Here is an 18,302-nt window from a genome sequence, read left to right as displayed (position 1 = left end):
ACCTATTTTTTGATTTCCCGATTCACCAAATGTTCCAAATAGGTAATGGTGTTGATGAGGTACTTGCGATCACGGGTCATGGTGCTCATAGCAATGGCTCCTTGTACCATGGTGAACAATTGTTTCGCAAACTGTAAAGGAGGGACGGGTAGGTGAATTTCGTTTTTATTGACCCCATTTTCCAGAACAAGGGCTATTTTTCCTTCAATCTCCTTAATGGTCTCTTTTACCGCAGCAGATAGAAGATTGTTGTTGCTTTGCGCATCCACGCCTACATTGAGAATGGGGCAACCTCCCATGGGAAGTGAAAACACATCATACTGCTTATAAAAATGCATTAATGAGAAAAGCTTATCCAAAGCGGTTCCGTCAACATTCAACTTTTCATCAATCGCTGCCAATAATTGTTTTTGATTGTATTCAAAAGCAGAAAGCGCAAGAGCCTCCTTGTTTTCAAAATTCCCATAAATGGCCCCTTTGGTAAGCCCTGTAGCTTCGGTGAGGTCGCTCATACTGGTGCCCACGTATCCAAATTTATTGAATATGGGCGCGACCGTCTCAATGATATATGCTGTGGTACGTTCTGCTTTTTTGGTCATGGTGGCTGGTCGGTGTTGGGTGGAACTAAGATATAAAAAAACATATACTGTTTGGTATCCTCGTCCTGTAAAGCCACTATTTTAACAGAGTTAGGGCTTTTTTTATGCTCACGCCCAATTATCTCCAGACTCTTTTTAAGAAATTGATGAAGTTCTGACTCGTGATTTTCTGAATATCGGTTTCTGAATAACCTCTCTGGGACAACAATGCTGGGATCTTCTGTAAATCCGAAATAGTATCCACATCATAAGGTCCTTGCTCTGTACCGAAACCACCATCCAAATCGGTTCCGATACCTACATGGTCGGTGTTTCCGGCCAATTGGCAAATATGGTCCATATTGTTGATCATAATTTCCAAATTGACGCCCATTTCTTTTGGGTCTGATTTTCCTCGTACCCAATTCGGAACCATCATCCAGGCATCCAGCGCAATTCCAATTACCGCTTTTCTTGAAATTAACTCCTTGAGTTGCTCATCCGAAAACTGACGGTTGTGGTCCACAAATTTTCGGCAAAGCTGATGACTTGCCCAGACCGGACCATTGTAAACATCCATGGTTTCCCAAAAGCTCATGTCGCACAAATGCGTAGCATCCAAAATAAGATTGAGTTCCTCTATTTTTTTCAGCAGTTCCCGTCCTTTGACACCAATTCCACCAACAGAATCCGTGCCATGGGCATAAACTCCTGGACCGTAATGTGCTGGGCCGATAGCCCTCAACCCAGATTCATGCGATTTCTCCAAATAGCTTAAATCCACAATGGAATCAGCACCTTCAAGACTTAAAATGTAGCCAATGGCCTTTTTTCCTTTGTTACTTTCCCACAATTTGAAATGGTTTTCCAAACCTTCTGTATCTCTGATTTGAACCATTTCCCCTGCTTTTTCCATGGCTTTGTACCATGCCAATTGTCCTTGGGTCTGTGCCCACGCCTGATGCTGGGAATGCCAGCCCGGAAGTGGATTTTCCTTTTTTACATACCGAGCAATCTGTGTGGCTACGCAAAGTCCAACATTGCCTTTTCGCATAGCTGGGAAGGAAACAGTAGTATTGCCGCGGTCCGGTTTATCCGTTTTTCCTTTTTCTCGTTCCCGGATTTCTGAAACGGGCAAGGTAAGGTCGCGGTTCCACTCCATGGCATTCATGGCAAGATCTAGGTGTGCATCAAATATGAACATGGTTTAGTCTTGATGAAGTTCAAACATGGCTTCAATCTCAACGGGGATGTTCTCTGGAAGCATCATGCCTACGGCGCTACGAACCCCAATACCATTTTCTTCTCCGAATACGTCGGCCATTAATTCACTAAAACCATTGATGACATACGGATGTTTTCCAAAATCTGGGGTGCAATTGACCATTCCCAGTACTTTGACCACTCTTTTGATTTTATCCAAACTACCAAAATGTGTAATGATGGTCGATAGCATGGTTAATCCCACTTGTCTGGCCGCCAATTTTGCCTGATCTGCATCCAAGTCATCCCCAGCGCGCCCTTTCATTAGGGAACCATCCAGATTGACGGTGCCTTGTCCTGAAACATACAGAAAATTATCTACGACCAATATGGGTCTATATACTCCAGCAGGTGGCGGAGCAGGTGGTAGTTGAAGTTCCAATTCTTCAACTCGTTTTGAAGGTGAAGTATTCATGTTTTGTTAAATTATCATATTTAAAGCAAGTACGCCAAGGAGGCCCATAACCCCTACCAAGGTTTCCATAACCGTCCACGTGGACAGGGTTTCTTTTACCGAGAGATTGAAATATTCCTTGAACATCCAAAATCCGGTGTCATTGACATGTGAGAGCATTAAGCTTCCCGAACCAATTGCCAAAACCATCAATTCGGGGCTTGTTCCCGTGCCTGATGCCAAGGGAAGCACAATTCCCGCCGCCGTCAATCCGGCAACGGTAGCTGAACCCACACTCACCCGAATGGCGGTAGCGATCAACCAAGCCAAAACCAAGGGCGATATGCTGGAGCCTTTGAGGCTATCGGCAATATAATCACTTACATGGCTGTCAATCAACACCTCTTTCAGTGCTCCTGCACCGGCAATAATCAACAAAATCATGGTGATGCTGGAAACAGAGGACGAAATGGAATCCATCAGGTTTGACATGTCCTTGCCTTTGGCCAATCCCAACGTATAGATGGCTAATAAAACAGAAATCAACAATGCAATGACCGGGTTTCCAATGAAGGTTAGGATGTTTCTCAAAAGACCTTCTTCCAGAAAATTTTCGGCTGCAATGGCAATTCCAATCAATAAAATTGGAGAAAGTGCGGTAAAAATACTTGTAAAGGTGGATGGCAATTCTTCCTTTGGAATGATATTGGGATTGTAAAATTCTTTAAGGGGTTTTGCTTCAATATTTTTAATGGTACGGGCAAACAAAGGACCGGCAACAAGAATGGCAGGCACCGCAATTATAAGTCCATATAGTAATGTTTTTCCAATATCTGCATCAAACATAGCTGCTATCGCCGTGGGTGCAGGGTGGGGTGGAAGGTACCCATGAGTCACCGAAAGTGAGGTAAGCATTGGCAGTCCCACATACAGTAATGGTAGCCCAGTTGAAATGGCTACTGTAAATACCAAGGGAATCAGAATAACAAAGCCTACGGAGTAGAACATTGGGATTCCGACAATAAAACCAGTCAGGACCATGGCCCATTGCACATGCTTTATTCCAAATTTATTTACCAACTGTGTGGTAATCTGTTGGGCAGCACCACTATCGGCTACCAGTTTTCCCAACATGGCACCAAGGCCCAAAATCAAAACCAAAAACCCCAAGGTGTTTCCGATACCCCTTTGAATGGAATTTACCAAATTGCCCAATTCCATCCCTTGAAAAATTCCTACGAAAAGACAAACGATGATAAAGGCGAGGAAGGTGTTAAGTTTAAATTTGGCGATCAAAAGAAAGAGCAGAAGAATACCTAGAACGGCAATTACGATTGGCATATTTGGATGGTTGTTTGTAGTTGTGAGCTGTAGGCTAAAATAAGGATTTAAACCAAATGAAGGATATTGGTTTTTGATTTCAAACTGCAAGCTCTGGGTTTTAAGAAAACAAAAACCTCCCCCGCAAAGGCGGAGAAGGCTTTCCTGAATAAAATTATGTTGAAAAATTATTCTATCAACTCCCCTTGATTTCGAAATACAAGTTCATCATCGAAGGAATCCAAAAGTACCACGCTATCCGATGTAATGTTTCCTGAAAGCAGTTCTTTGGAAAGATTGTTCAACACTTCTTTCTGAATCAATCGCTTTACAGGTCGCGCACCATATTGGGGATCGTACCCCTTGGCAGCCAGATAAGCGATGGCCTCTTGGGTGGCATCTAGCGTAATGTGCTGCTTGGACAACAGCTTCTTCAATCCATTTAATTGAAGTTCCACAATAGCCTTGATATCAGCCTTGTTCAATGGAGCAAACATAATAATGTCGTCTATTCGATTTAAAAATTCGGGACGAATGGTCTTACGCAACAACCCCATCACTTCAGCCCGGGCTGATTCCGAAGCACTTTCCATATCCGAAGCATCTTCAAACTTCTCTTGGATAATATGACTGCCCATGTTGCTCGTCATAATGATGATCGAATTCTTGAAATCGGCCACTCGGCCTTTATTGTCGGTCAACCTTCCTTCGTCCAAAACTTGCAGCAAGATGTTGAAGGTATCAGGGTGTGCTTTTTCAATCTCATCCAACAGAATCACAGAGTAGGGCTTTCTGCGAACCGCTTCGGTCAACTGACCGCCTTCGTCATAGCCCACATACCCTGGAGGTGCTCCCACCAATCGGCTAACGGAGTGGCGTTCTTGGTACTCGCTCATATCTATCCGGGTGATAGCATTTTCATCATCAAACAGATAAGCCGCAAGGGTTTTGGCCAATTCCGTTTTACCCACACCGGTAGTCCCCAAGAAAAGGAACGAACCAATAGGTTTTTTCTCGTCTTGCAATCCGGCTCTGCTTCTGCGAATGGCATCTGAAACAGCTATAATAGCCTCATCTTGACCAACCACGCGCTTATGGAGCACATCTTCCAGTTTCAAGAGTTTTTCACGCTCACTCTGCATCATTTTGGTTACGGGAATTCCGGTCCATTTGGCCACTACCTCTGCAATATCCTCATAAGTCACTTCTTCCTTGATCAATGTACCCGCAGTTTGCTGCTCTTCAAGTTCATCTTCCAATTTATCCAGTTTTTCTTGAGCCTCCTTAATCTTTCCGTAGCGAAGCTCGGCCACTTTTCCATAATCACCGTTTCTTTCGGCGCGTTCAGCCTCCAATTTATAATCCTCAATATCCTGTTTTGTCTTTTGGATATTGTCCACCACGGTTTTTTCACTTTCCCATTTGGCGAAAATTTCTTTGCGGTCTTCCTTAAGATTTGCCAATTCTAAGTTTAAGGCCTTTAACTTGTCCTTATCATTTTCGCGTTTTATGGCCTCAATCTCAATCTCCAACTGCATGATTTTTCGGTCCAAGACATCCAGTTCTTCGGGTTTGGAGTTGATTTCCATGCGAAGTTTGGAAGCAGCTTCATCCATAAGATCAATGGCCTTATCGGGTAAAAACCGGTTGGTGATATAGCGTTGTGACAACTCCACAGCGCCAATGACGGCTTCATCTTTTATACGAACCTTGTGGTGTGCTTCATATTTTTCCTTGATTCCTCGCAAGATGGAGATGGCACTTTCCGTATCGGGCTCATCTACCATTACTTTTTGAAACCTACGCTCCAAGGCTTTGTCCTTTTCAAAGTATTTTTGGTACTCATCCAAAGTGGTGGCTCCAATGGCACGAAGTTCCCCTCTAGCCAAGGCAGGTTTCAAGATGTTGGCAGCATCCATGGCACCCTGTCCGCCTCCGGCACCCACAAGCGTGTGGATTTCATCAATAAAGAGGACAATATTACCATCTGAGGAGGTGACCTCCTTGATAACGGCCTTCAAGCGCTCCTCAAACTCACCCTTGTATTTTGCACCGGCAATCAAAGCACCCATATCCAAAGAATAAAGGGTTTTCTCTTTTAGGTTTTCTGGGACGTCCCCTTGTACGATTCTGTGCGCCAAACCTTCGGCGATGGCCGTTTTACCTACACCCGGTTCACCGACCAACATGGGGTTGTTTTTGGTTCTACGGGACAAGATTTGCAAAACCCTTCGGATTTCTTCGTCCCTACCAATTACGGGGTCCAACTTGCCGCTATCAGCTAGTTGGTTGAGGTTTTTGGCATATTTATCAAGGGAATTATAGGTTTCTTCGGCGCTTTGTGAAGTCACCTTCCCACCTTTGCGCAATTCTTGGATGGCAGTGTTGAGGTCTTTCTCAGTAACACCTTGATCTTTGAGAATTTGGGAAACTTTACTTTTTGATTTGAAAATGGCAAGTAGCAAATGCTCCACGGACACGAATTCATCGCCCATGTTTTTTGCAACGATACTTGCTTCGTTCATGGTTTTTCCAGCTTCCCTGGAAAGCATGATTTCACCTCCAGACACTTTGGAAAAGCTCTGAAGTTCCTTATCCAAGATTTGGTTGAGAAGATTTACGTTCACATTTAATTTCTTCAAAATGAAGGGCAGTACGTTTTCATCGACCTCACCAATGGCCTTGAACAGGTGTTCGTTCTCTATTTGTTGATGGCCAAATTCTTGGGCCAATTGTTGTGCCCTCTGAACTGCCTCTTGTGATTTTATAGTAAAATTATTAAAGTTCATAGTCTTTGTTTTCTGGATAGGAGTCAACAACCTTACCATTGCTTAACAACAGTCAAAATGTCTGTTAAGTCCCAAAAAATACAGGACATTTCGTCAGTCTGTAAGCTTTTTCGGGGTTCCCGACATAAGCCTTAAATTTGCACCATGGGAATATTTGACAGTGTCTTCGGAAAGAGGGAGAAATCGGCAGAGGAAAAAAACCAATTACCTTGGATTCATTTAGAGTCTTTGAGGCAGTTGGATGAGCTTGTAGAAAAATCGAAGAAAAAAGCCCAAGTCATATATAAGCATTCCATGACCTGTGGCATTAGCAGCATGACCTTACGGATGTTCAGTGATGCGTATGAGATGGATACGGATTGCGATTTGTATTTTTTGACCATACAATCCCACAGAGATATTTCAAATGCCGTGGAATCCCAATTTGGAGTGCGGCATGAATCCCCACAATTACTTATCATCAAAAATGGTAAATTAATTTTTCATACTTCGCATGGGGCGATTGCTGAAGTAAATCTAAAAGACTATTTATAGGAGAATGGGAAATTGTCAGTTCGAGCCTGCCTTTGTCGGCAGACAGGCGCAGTCGAGAACATTTTGCATCTCGACTGTTCTTTCGACTGCGCTCAAGATGACAGCTCGATGCGACATTAAGTTTAATTAAACTGATTTTTTCCAGTATCATTTTTGAGAGATTTTTCCTTAAAGAAAAACCCCGGAAATATTAAGGTTTTTCCGCAATGGCATTAAAATGAATTTTTTTAGCTTGCAATTGCAGCATCCCCAATCTAACATTTTAACACCTACTTATCATGAGAAAGTATGCTTTCCCAAAGTTTGCTGCAACCTTATTTTTTGTTTTATCCCTACTTTTTTCCTGTGAAAAGGAAGAACCGTTGGTTCTGGAAACCAATCAAGATGTCAACGCTAAGGAAGGTCCTTACAGCCTGAATTCCGTTGACATGGAAGGAATCCCAAAGATTACGGATTTCCTGAGCTCCCGCGCGGGCAAGGATATTTTTAAAGCCTCTGCCAATGGAAAAGATGATAGCGCCACTATTGCCGAGGAAGTAATTAGGGTCAATGATTCCCTTGGACAATCCAACTATTCGTTCCACTTTACCCTACCCAACAGTGCGGAAAATGAATTTTACAATCTGGTAGTGGGCGAGTCGGTGGACGGCCAGCCACAGGAACCCGTGGTCTTTCATTATGTCTGCGACCCTGAATACTATGAAGCATTTGAAGAAAGTGGATTTGACCCCTTGGCGTTTGTGGGTACGATAAGCATGTACCCCTTTGACCAACTTTTTGGTGACGGTTCCCTTTCCAAAGATATCTGTGCCGAACATGACAGCAATGGTGACCCCATTCCATGCATCCGGACAAATGTTACAAATGGTTCCAGCAGTAGTGGTGCAGGGGGTAACAGGGGCGGTGCACCAAGCAGTGGCGGTCTTCCAAGTCCAACCACGGCCTCGTACACCATTTCGGTGACGGTGTACCATGTGGTGCCCGATGGCAGGACCTTTACCTACGGTAGTGGCAGCAAATGTGAGCATCCCGGGGAGTGCCAAATTATCTACGAAGTCTCTACCAAGGCGGACAACAAGGCCACAGACAGGGGCTGCACCAAATGTCCGGGTGCTCTGGGAGGGGTGGCCGCCAACATGGCCAGCCGTACAAAGCTGCTTGTGAAAAGTCTTACTATAGAAGTTGGACTAACACAATCGCAGCAGAACGTATTGAACATTTCTAAAAATAGAGTATTTGTAGAAGAACTTTCAAAATATTGGAGATCCAGTAATAAAAATGAAAGAACAAAGTCTTTTATAAAAGAATTTATTGAATTGCTAAAAGTACCAACAAGTAATTCTTTTGATGAAGAACCTGTAAAAAATTATGTCGGTGTAATCTCCGATTTCGTAAACTTGTTAGACAATAGTCCAAGAAGGGTTGGTAAATACAAAGGTAAGCAAGCTGGTGATTATTTGAAGAGCTTAGGTGAAACTGAATTTAATTGGAAACAAATGCGGCCTTTACCTACACAAACGGGCTATTTTAACAACAAAAAAGGTAGATATATTTATACTAGGAAAGGAGGTTGGATTGATATGGCTCATTTTATGTTTTATGCGGGAAAAGCTTATAAATACAAATTGGATGGAAAATCTAATCCAATAGGAGAAGCTGTACAGGACGGTTATCGTCAAGAAGCAAGTGACAGACTGGTTGCAAGTCATTCTGCTTATAGTTATGAAGATTTACCCAGTGACAAATATGGAGCTGTATTTGCTGTTGAATTTTTCAATGAATCCAGCAACAAAACTTTTTCAGAACAGTTGAAACAATTCTTTACGGATGAACTAGAGACTACTACTCCTAATTTGGCACCAAATTATTGGAAACTACCTCAAGCTGATTCCAAAAATAAACCTTCAAGAACGAATGAAACTACAACTCCAGTTTATATTTCTACAAATCCATAGGTATGAAGAAAAAAGTAATAATTTCAATAGGTATTGCTATCTTATTATTTATCGGAAGCATCTTTACATTTAGGATATCCGAGAGAAATGACCATGAAAGAGAAGGAGAGGCACTCATTCTAAAAATTGAAGCATACAAGAAAAAAAATGATTCGCTCCCAGAAACAATAAAGGATATAGACCATTCAAATGTAGAAATGGGGGAAGGGCCGTATTATGAAAAAATTACTGATACGGATTACCGCATCTATTTTAACATAGGTTTTGACAAGCAATTGATTTTTAGCTCTAAAACGGGAAAATGGGAAGATGAACCATGATAAAATAATGTTATTGGGAGATAGACAATAATCTTAACAAAAATCCTCAGCAATTTTGCCGGGATATTTTCCTTTAATTAAACTGATATGATATTGCGATACAATGCCTTTCAGCCGTGCTTTAAGGTCTTCTCCGGCATAGTCATCAGGATATAAAGGGACTATTGAAATTCATTTCAATAGTATTTGGTCAAATAACAGAGTGGTTAAATTTCAATAATATGAAAGAAATAGATATTTTTTCTGAAAGATATTCCGACTTTTTTCCATACGACGATGAAACGGTAGATTATTTAAATAAAATTGGAATACCCTTGATTATTCCGAGGAAGATTTAAAATATCCAAAAGCACGGAAAGAAGTTTTAGATGTAATAAGAGAACTGTTAAAATTGGATATTATACATGTTATTCATTGGGGTGAACATCACGACTTAATTAAAAAATTAAACTTAGATGTTAAGCAAACCACAATATTTATCAAGGAGGTTTGGCCAGAGAATATGGAATATCCAGATTATTTTGGATTCATAAGTTTAGGTTACAAAAGTTGGTATATGAAAAAAATGGATGAACTTGGATATGTTCAATTTAACACAGATTGGAAAACCTTCGTTAAGGAAAAGATAGGAAACCTAGAACAGTGGATAGAACAAAACAGGCCCAAGGAATAAATGGGTTCTTTTGTATTGTATCTACAAAAGTTTTGATAAGGGACTGTAGCTATTTTTAATGGAATTTATCGTTAATTTGCTACTATTCCCCGCAGCATACCCCCAAATTTTACGGTTTTAATCCAACAATTCAAATTTTGTTCATGAAACCCTCTAAGGGTTTTCAAACAGAAAAGGAGTTGTTAAAAGTACTACTTATGCAAAGCAGAAATAGAAATTGTATGGCAAGGGTTTGGGTCATTTTTATCTTTGGAGTGTTCCAAACCACTGTCTATGCCCAAAACGCGGGGCAATTGATCAAAGGCAGAGTAACCGATGGCGTGGATCCTTTGCCTAGGGTCAATATTACCATTGAGGGTGCCGATACGGGAACACAGACAGATGCATTGGGAAACTACTCCATTTTGGCATATCCACGTGATGTTCTGGTTTTTAGTCATGTGGGGATGAAATCCGTTGAAATCATTGTTGAGGATGTCACCTCGGTTTTAAATATTGAATTGATGCCCGTTATTCAGGAGTTGGATGAGGTAGTGGTAGAAAAAAGAAGAAAGAAAACCAGAGAGGAACTGGAGTTGGAATATGCATCCAACAAGCGTCTGGTAAAATCGACCTTCGGTATCCTGGATGGGGAACGCTCGGGATTTTCATTGAGGGTGATTGATGGTTCAGAAATAAACCTGGTTGCGGGCAGTATTGTAAATGTAATACAGATGGAGTTTCCCGGGGTTCGGACACAGAATTGGACCAATCCACGAACGGGGACTTCGGGCCCTGCCATTTTTTTGAACAGGACGGCATCTTTTGGGAACGCAAAACCAGTCATATATGATGTTGATGGGGTGATTTTCGAGGACGCCCCACCAATCCCCATTGATAATATCAAACGAATAGCTTTAATATCCGGAGTTTCTGGCACCACGCGATATGGAGCCATAGCTTCTGGCGGTGTGGTCATCATAAACACAAACCAAGGAATTTATGTTAGAGAGCCGGGAACCGATAAGCCTTATGACATGGCTAAATTGAGGAATAATTTTTTTGAGGAATCCAATGCCAAGGAGTACAAAAGGGATGCCCTGCCTAAATATCTAGAAGAATTGCTGGCATCCAACACTTTTGAGGAGGCCAAGAGCATTTTTGAGAACCACCGGAAAGTCTACGGAGGCTCACCTTATTTCTATTTGGATGCATTTTCCTATTTCTTGGATGTTTGGCAGAATAAAGAAGTAACTTGGGAAATCAATGACCATATTCGGACAAGTTTTGGAGACAATGCTTTAATTCTAAAAACACTGGCTTATTTGCTGGGAAAAGCGGGCAGGGGAGATTTAACCCTAGAAGTATATCTTCAGGTCTTTAAGTTAAGGCCAGCTTACGGGCAGTCCTATAGGGACTTGGCCAATGCCTATTCAGAAATGGGTGATTACAACAATGCTTTAAAGTTTTATGCTCGGTACGTTGAATCAAGAAAATTAAGTGAAACGACTGCTCCATCTATGGGTATAGATTCCATTGTATTGACGGAATTGAATCAATTGCTCAAGAAAAGGTCTACTGAATTGGAGGAGGCCCATATTCTCTCCAACGAAAATGCCATATATGGAACACGATTATTATTTGAATGGTCAAATAGTGAGGCGGAATTTAAGATTCAGTTTGTAAATCCACAGAAACAATACTTCATTTGGAACCATACGTTGGAAGAGAACCATGATAGGATAAAAGATGAAAAAATAAAGGGATATTCCTCGGAGCAGTTTTTTATGGATGAAAATCTTATCGGTAACTGGCAAGTGAACCTAGAATATTTAGGAAATAAATCCTTTGACCCCACTTACATGAAAGCAACGGTTTGGACGAACTATGGTACATCTTTTGAAGACAAAAAACTGTACTTTTTTAGATTGTCTGAACAAAATGTAAACCAAAAAATATTTTCTGTCACAAATAATCCAATGCTGGAAAGTGCAAGCAAAAGATAAGGAAACGGTGATTTCTAAAATATTCTATTTCATATCTTATTGAACTTAGAAAAAAAACAACAATCTTAACAAAAATCCCCCGCCGCTGCCGGGGATTTTTATTTAATTAAACTGATATTGTGATACAATGCCTTTCAACCTAGCTTTAAGGTCTTCGCCTGCATCGTATACCATTTGTTCATTGGATGGAAAGGGAACCTCCCTGGCATTCAAATAAATCAAAAGGTCATCTTCCAATGCTCTTTTGTCTCCCTGAAAGTTGGCAAATATATGCTCAAACACAAACTGACTGGATAGGGGATAGGCATTGATTTCCTGACCATTTCTTAAATCGGTGAATCGAACCTTGGCTCCAATTTGGGCGACTTTGCTCTGTGTAAACTGAAAGAACTTACAGGTCACTGTACGCATTTTGTCTACCTTGATTTTGTTGCCCAGACTGTCCTTTACCACATTGCCTTCTCTGTCCAAAAGATATTCCCAACCATCTTTTATTTGTCGTTCTTTTATGATTTGGGTTTCGTTGACGCGTTCTGGAGAAACATTTATTTCCATAAAGTCCAGATTCATGGCATAATCGTATTTTACATTGGTCAAAGGATTGGTGTGGTATTGCAACCAAAAATTATCGATACCGAAGGCATTGAAATCCAACAGCTCCTGTTCCAATCGCTCGGGAATAATTTGCTCAGTCTGATTGGCAATTTCAACACGAACAAATTCCAGACCCTTGTTGTAGGCCTCGTCCATTTTGGCAACGGTTTGCTTGTATCCTGGGTTGATTTCCTGCAAATATTTCAAATCATCGTAAGCAGCTCTGTAATCCGCTTTATAGATGGCATTGGCCAAAAGATTTGATGCATTTTCATACAAATGCTCGGACAAATCGTCTTTTGTATTTAGAATTTTGTTGTCATAGTTCACAAAATTGAACCGGGCATCCCTGCCTTCATCATAAATGGTGAGGGGCAACAAAGGCCTAATGCGCTGTTGAATGTTTTTCAGCCCCAAATACTTGTTGTAGATGGTCTCCAAATTGGCCGGATTGCCATCGTTCTGCAAAAAAGCAATCTCTTGTTGCTCCCGCTCTGCGTTCTTGGCAAAAGCCTCTTCAAGCAGGATGATGTACTCCTGATTTCCTTTTTTGGCCTTGTTTTCAGCCAAATTCTTAATGGCCTTGTTCATTGCGGTTTGGTAATTACCTTTATTCAGTGCTTCTTGGGTTTTTTTGACCCCTCCACAGGCAGTAAGTAAAACCAATACGGTGATGAGTAGAAATTTTTTCATGGTTTTTTGATTTATTGGTTATGGTTGGTTTTTCAATTGCTGTGCCAAAAACCAATATTTTTATAACGAAAAAGGTTGAACGGTAGTATGATATCGATAAAATACTCAAAATAAGCTCATTTCCAAGATCTTAGTAAGAATTAAAATTGTTAATTGCCGTTTGATAAAATGAATCATCCACGTGTATTTTATTGGGGATAATCGATATGCAATTCGTAATTTTGGCCTTTGTTTAATTTAAAGCAGGATGCAAAGAGACCACAAGATTTTTGAACTAATAGCGCAAGAAAAAGAAAGACAGATTGAAGGTATTGAACTAATAGCTTCGGAAAATTTTACCAGCCCACAGGTTATGGAGGCCGCGGGTTCTGTATTGACCAACAAATATGCAGAAGGGTACCCCGGAAAGCGCTATTACGGGGGTTGTGAAGTGGTGGATGAAGTGGAGCAGCTGGCCATTGACCGCGCCAAGGAATTGTTCGGGGCAGTCTACGCCAATGTGCAGCCCCACTCAGGTTCCCAGGCCAATGCATCGGTTTATCATGCCTGTTTAAATCCTGGAGATACCATTTTAGGATTCGATTTGTCCCATGGAGGGCATTTGACCCATGGTTCTCCCGTGAATTTTTCCGGAAAACTCTATCGACCCGTGTTTTACGGAGTGGATGAGGAGACCGGAACCTTGAACTATGATAAAATTCAAGAGATTGCCGATAAAGAAAAACCGAAATTGATTATTGCAGGTGCTTCTGCCTATTCCCGTGATATGGATTTTAAACGGTTCAGGGAGATTGCCGATAGCGTTGGTGCCATTTTGGTAGCAGATATTTCGCACCCTGCCGGTTTGATCGCCAAGGGTATTTTAAGCGACCCTATTCCACATTGTCATATTGTTACCACCACCACCCATAAAACGCTACGTGGGCCGCGAGGTGGACTTATTTTGATGGGGGAGAACTTTGACAATCCGTTTGGTATCAAATTAAAAAATGGAAACTTGAGAAAAATGTCAGCCTTGTTGGACTTGGCAGTTTTCCCTGGAAATCAAGGTGGACCCTTGGAGCATATCATTGCTGCTAAGGCCATTGCCTTTGGTGAAGCACTTTCCGATGAATACCTGCACTACATGATTCAGGTGAAGAAAAATGCAGCGGCCATGGCCAAAGCCTTTATGGATCACGATTATAAAGTAATTTCAGGTGGAACGGACAATCACATGATGCTCATCGACTTAAGAAACAAGAACATCACGGGTAAAGATGCTGAAAAAGCGCTTGAAAAAGCTGCTATTACTGCCAACAAGAACATGGTTCCGTTTGATGATCAATCTCCGTTCATTACATCAGGCATACGTTTTGGAACCCCTGCCATCACCACAAGAGGGCTTAAAGAGGCCGATATGGAAACCATAGTTGGGTTTATTGACGAGGTCATTGCAGACCCCGAAAACGAAACTCAAATTGCTGCCATAAAAAACAAGGTCAAGGACTTAATGAAGTCCAGACCGTTGTTTAATGCGTAGTGATTGGTTATGGGTTTGATTTTGCCACTTTGATATAGGTTACTCTAAAAGAAACAAATCTTCGTGGCAGAGTTGCTTGTCACGTAAGGAGTAGATCATTACTTTGTGATGAACGGAGTCTTCAAAATAAAGACCCCAGAAATCAAAATAACTGCTTTGACTTTTATTGGGTTCAAAAACATTTTGGCCCCTTCCTTCGTAAACGGGCACAAAAACCTCGTACGGCATTTCAGTAAGTCCTTTGGTAAAATATACAAAGTGTTCACTTACCTTGGATAGTATGGCTCCTATTTGCTGTGGAATACTAAAATCACTGGTTCTGGAAATCACTATAGAGGTATCCTTGTAATGAAAGGAAGCTTCAACAATATCCAACGTATGACTATTCTGTGCATTTAGGTTTTCGAGTGCCCCGGCGAAAAGAGAAGACATTCTTACTTGACTCTCCAAAGGATAGCAGGTATTGCCCCAGTCTCCATCGTTAAAATGGCGCAGGGTCTCGGTAAGTCCAAAATTGAAGTACAAATCCAGAATTAGCTCAGCTTTGTTATGCGAGCTATTAAAATGGCACTGCATCTTGGCTTCTGCAAAAAATTCGCGTTCCAGAATTTTCAGAAACTCATCCACTCCATTTACGGCCTCAAAAACCTTTGCGCCGCTAAAGTGGAAATTAGGGTTACTTTTTCGTTGGGATGACATGGTTTTCAGCGTTGTAATTTCGTATCATTAAAGTTAGGAGGATTCTTTTATCTTGGATTGAAGGAAAACCTTAAAAATTCTGTGGGTTTCCCTTGGTTTGTAGGGATTTTACCTCAAAAAGAAATGATAAGAGTTACGATTGCTGAAAATACGATATTGGAAAACCAAAGGTTTAAATGAAACCTCGGTTTTTGGCCGCTAGGATAAGGGCTAAATCATTCTCATTTTCCGTCCCGAAAAGGGTTTTTAAATGACGCTTTCTGTTTTCAATGGAAGAGGGGGAAAGCCTGATGAATTTTTCCAAATCCTTGTTCTTGGTGCCTTTGGAAAGATGATACAATATCTGTTTGTCCTTTTCGTCCAAATCTATATCGTTGGACATTTTTTTTCTTATAGCGCCAAGTGCTTTTGAAGAATAATAGGGAGGATTCAATACAATGGTCTTTACGGCATCTTCCAACGTTTTAGGGTCTATATCCGTTTTTACCAGATATCCGTCTGGGTCCACCGTTTTTAGAATACTGTTGATTCGGTAATTGTCGCTAAAGGACGACATGTAGACAATTTTGCTTTCAGGCACTATTTTTCGCGCCAAAATCCCCAAGTCTTCTCCTGTATAGGGCTGGTCTTCATTGGGGGCGTATAGTTGTACATCCAAAAACAGAATATCGTATTTGAATGAGTTGGCTGAGTCTTCTATTAGCTTCTTGCCAGATTCATAGGAATTGGCAGTGTCCACAATGACGGTATATCCATCAAAAGCAATGCGCTCAAGGATAAACTTGTATCCCAGCATTGTCATTTCGTGGTCATCTATGGCCAATATTCTAAGCGTACTCATATTTTGGTTTTGTGGTTATTAAGATTCAGGTATTTAGAACTTGTTTCTGTGCTGCATCGTTGCGAACGTTTTCCGTTTCAATATAGTTACAGGGTATGGTAACCGTAAGGGTGGTGCCTCTCCCTTTTTTACTATCAATGTCCAAGGTGCCTTTTACTTTTTTCACCCTTGATATGATATTCCGAAGGCCGATGCCTCGCTTCCCTTTATTGGTATCAAAACCGATTCCGTCGTCAGAAATGGTCAATTTTAACTTTTCGCCATTTAGGCCAAAGGCTATGTCCACCCGTTCACATTTGGCGTGCTTTACACAGTTTTTAAGTGATTCTTGGACTATTCTATAGGCGTTTATCTTGATGTCGCCCAAGAGGTTGTCCCAACTCACTTTATTGTCATACGTAAAAGAACATATTACCCCAGAAGACTTTTCAATGCCCTCCACTAAATCCTCCAAGGATACAATAAAGTTATGAAATTTTTCATAAGACGCATGGTTCAGTTCATGCGAAATGGTGCGTATTTCCTCTTCAACTTCTTGAAGGCGCTCAATGAGTCCGGCGCGCTGTTCCACAGAGGCCATATCATCACGGTCATTCAGTCCGCTCAATATTAGGCGAATCCCCAGCATTTCACCCAAAATTCCATCATGTAGTTCTTCTGAAATCCGTTTTTGTTCCAATTGTTTGCCTTCCTCAAACTTGCCCTGCTGCGAAAGCATTAGATTGTAGATCTCGAGGTTGCTCTCTTGCTGTTTTTGCCGGTACTTGAGCCTGTTGTTGTGGATGTACTGCGATACAATGATCAGAATGGCCATACCAAAAATGATGAGACCCAATACAGCTCCGGCCCAGATTTGTTTTTCACGGGATAGGATTTGGTTTTCTTGAATCACTTGGTCGGTTTCTAAGCGGATACGGGCAAATTTATCCCGTTTGGTGCGTTCCTCTTCTTTTATAGTTTCATTGAGGTCGTAGTAGGTATCTGAATAGGCAAGGGCGTTCTTTGGGTCCAGTTTGGTGAGTAGTCTGAGCACCTCGGTCAACCGTTCGTTGTTATAGGTCTCTTGCGCCAATGTCCTAGATTCTTTGGCATATTCAAGGGCTTTTGCGGTGTCGCCTTGCTGGGCCAAAATTTCCGCATAAAACTGTTTGGCCCGGGGTTGATCTGCGGAATAATCGATACTGTCGTTTAGTTTGATAGCATCATCCAACAATTTGGCCGCAGCATCATAGTTCTTTTCTGATTTTAGGATGGCATAGGCTTGACTGGTGAGGGCCAATGATTGTAGCTCTAAATCTTCACCTTGTGTATCGAGTAACTTGCTGAAAGCGAGCTTCGCTTGTTCAAAGTCCTCTTTTTTTAGAAGCTCGTGAGCAATGTTGTTCTGGTTTTGTTGTGCATATCTCGCTTTATTGTCTTCGTCAAATTCTTCTATATAGGACTTGGCTTTTTCAAAATACTCCAGTGCCAATTCGCTATTATCCATACCACTGGCAATAATGCCGAGTACATTGTAGCAATTATAAATTCTTTTGCTGTCCTCCAAATCTTCGAAAATCCGCAGTGCCGAAGTGATACTGATTTCAGCCCCTAAATAATCTTTGTAAGAATCTTGTATACGCCCCATATTATACAACATTCTTCCTTCGAGAGAGTTGGAAGTTGAGTCGGTGGGAAGTTCCTCAAAACTTTTTAGAGCTTTTTGGTAATGGTAAAATGCACTATCCAATACACCATGGGAACTAAACAGGTATGCCATATCCCAATGCGAATTTCCCAAAGCGCTATGAATATTTGCTTTATCGGCCAATTTCATTACCTGTTGGTTGATTTTTCTAAACATAAGTGAGTCTTTCAGACTTTTATACGCTAGAGAGATGTTGGAAAGCTTTTCAACTCCAAGACTATCATTGGCTAAGGTAAATGCCTTTTCTTTTGCATGCTTTAAGAGGTTCTTGCGCTCTTGAATAGGCATCCCTAAACTATCTTGTGCTATAGTTATCCATGAATCAATTAATTGAACTTCAGGGTCAACTACAACAGATTGCTTTTTGGGATTTTTGGTACAACCCAAAATGGCAATAGAAAGGATGATAAGAAAACTCTTTTTCAATATTCAGTAGGTTAATATAAAGTTACTCC

15 protein-coding genes are annotated in these 18,302 nt (G+C 41.3%); 6 read left to right on the top strand and 9 right to left on the bottom strand.

Going from position 1 to position 18,302, the window contains the following annotated elements; all coding sequences use genetic code 11:
* Positions 1 to 2: 2 nt before the first annotated feature.
* The 5 genes from AB1A65_RS12525 to clpB form a co-directional block, all read right to left on the bottom strand.
* Entirely contained in the window at positions 3 to 599 is a 597-nt protein-coding gene (locus AB1A65_RS12525) for a TetR/AcrR family transcriptional regulator (RefSeq protein WP_366589628.1), read from the bottom strand.
* A 118-nt stretch (positions 600 to 717) separates the two neighbouring features.
* Positions 718 to 1,782, bottom strand: a complete 1,065-nt coding sequence (locus tag AB1A65_RS12520) for a membrane dipeptidase (RefSeq protein ID WP_366589626.1) — start codon at positions 1,780 to 1,782, stop codon at positions 718 to 720.
* Positions 1,783 to 1,785: 3 nt separating this feature from the next.
* Positions 1,786 to 2,256 (bottom strand): RidA family protein, encoded by a 471-nt coding sequence (locus tag AB1A65_RS12515; RefSeq protein WP_366589624.1) that lies wholly within the window; start codon positions 2,254 to 2,256, stop codon positions 1,786 to 1,788.
* Between the two features lie 6 nt (positions 2,257 to 2,262).
* Positions 2,263 to 3,576 (bottom strand): gluconate:H+ symporter, encoded by a 1,314-nt coding sequence (locus AB1A65_RS12510; RefSeq protein ID WP_366589622.1) that lies wholly within the window; start codon positions 3,574 to 3,576, stop codon positions 2,263 to 2,265.
* Positions 3,577 to 3,743: 167 nt separating this feature from the next.
* Positions 3,744 to 6,344 (bottom strand): ATP-dependent chaperone ClpB, encoded by a 2,601-nt coding sequence (gene clpB / locus AB1A65_RS12505; RefSeq protein ID WP_366589620.1) that lies wholly within the window; start codon positions 6,342 to 6,344, stop codon positions 3,744 to 3,746.
* 144 nt (positions 6,345 to 6,488) lie between these two features.
* Here clpB and ytxJ point away from each other — a divergent pair, with 144 nt between their 5' ends.
* The 5 genes from ytxJ (at position 6,489) to AB1A65_RS12480 (ending at position 11,811) form a co-directional block, all read left to right on the top strand.
* Positions 6,489 to 6,878 carry a bacillithiol system redox-active protein YtxJ gene (gene ytxJ / locus AB1A65_RS12500; RefSeq protein ID WP_366589618.1) on the top strand — a complete coding sequence of 130 codons (390 nt, stop codon included), beginning with the start codon at positions 6,489 to 6,491 and terminating at the stop codon, positions 6,876 to 6,878.
* 278 nt (positions 6,879 to 7,156) lie between these two features.
* Complete coding sequence (locus AB1A65_RS12495) at positions 7,157 to 8,833, top strand: hypothetical protein (RefSeq protein WP_366589615.1); 1,677 nt, start codon at positions 7,157 to 7,159, stop codon at positions 8,831 to 8,833.
* Between the two features lie 2 nt (positions 8,834 to 8,835).
* Positions 8,836 to 9,153, top strand: coding sequence for a hypothetical protein (locus AB1A65_RS12490; protein ID WP_366589613.1), 318 nt, complete (start codon positions 8,836 to 8,838; stop codon positions 9,151 to 9,153).
* 391 nt (positions 9,154 to 9,544) lie between these two features.
* A complete protein-coding gene (locus AB1A65_RS12485; RefSeq protein ID WP_366589611.1) occupies positions 9,545 to 9,826 on the top strand; it encodes a hypothetical protein in 282 nt (93 codons plus the stop codon).
* A gap of 143 nt (positions 9,827 to 9,969) precedes the next feature.
* Positions 9,970 to 11,811 (top strand): carboxypeptidase-like regulatory domain-containing protein, encoded by a 1,842-nt coding sequence (locus AB1A65_RS12480; protein ID WP_366589609.1) that lies wholly within the window; start codon positions 9,970 to 9,972, stop codon positions 11,809 to 11,811.
* Positions 11,812 to 11,913: 102 nt separating this feature from the next.
* Here the strand turns inward: AB1A65_RS12480 and AB1A65_RS12475 are convergent, their stop codons facing one another.
* On the bottom strand, positions 11,914 to 13,098 hold the full coding sequence (locus AB1A65_RS12475) for a hypothetical protein (RefSeq protein WP_366589607.1): 1,185 nt from the start codon (positions 13,096 to 13,098) through the stop codon (positions 11,914 to 11,916).
* A 247-nt stretch (positions 13,099 to 13,345) separates the two neighbouring features.
* Between AB1A65_RS12475 and glyA the strand changes: the two genes are divergently transcribed.
* Positions 13,346 to 14,620, top strand: coding sequence for a serine hydroxymethyltransferase (gene glyA / locus AB1A65_RS12470; protein WP_366589604.1), 1,275 nt, complete (start codon positions 13,346 to 13,348; stop codon positions 14,618 to 14,620).
* 39 nt (positions 14,621 to 14,659) lie between these two features.
* Here glyA and AB1A65_RS12465 read toward each other — a convergent pair whose 3' ends face one another.
* The 3 genes from AB1A65_RS12465 to AB1A65_RS12455 all read right to left on the bottom strand — a co-directional run bounded on the left by AB1A65_RS12465 (position 14,660) and on the right by AB1A65_RS12455 (position 18,273).
* Positions 14,660 to 15,319, bottom strand: coding sequence for a hypothetical protein (locus AB1A65_RS12465; RefSeq protein ID WP_366589602.1), 660 nt, complete (start codon positions 15,317 to 15,319; stop codon positions 14,660 to 14,662).
* 172 nt (positions 15,320 to 15,491) lie between these two features.
* Entirely contained in the window at positions 15,492 to 16,160 is a 669-nt protein-coding gene (locus AB1A65_RS12460; RefSeq protein WP_366589600.1) for a histidine kinase, read from the bottom strand.
* 25 nt (positions 16,161 to 16,185) lie between these two features.
* Positions 16,186 to 18,273, bottom strand: a complete 2,088-nt coding sequence (locus AB1A65_RS12455) for an ATP-binding protein (RefSeq protein ID WP_366589598.1) — start codon at positions 18,271 to 18,273, stop codon at positions 16,186 to 16,188.
* Between the last annotated feature and the right edge of the window lie 29 nt (positions 18,274 to 18,302).

The organism is Allomuricauda sp. ANG21 (assembly GCF_040705235.1).
Lineage (GTDB): Bacteria > Bacteroidota > Bacteroidia > Flavobacteriales > Flavobacteriaceae > Flagellimonas > Flagellimonas marina.
The sequence above is the reverse complement of the archived record's forward strand: the minus strand, read 5'-3'. Positions and strand labels throughout refer to the sequence as shown.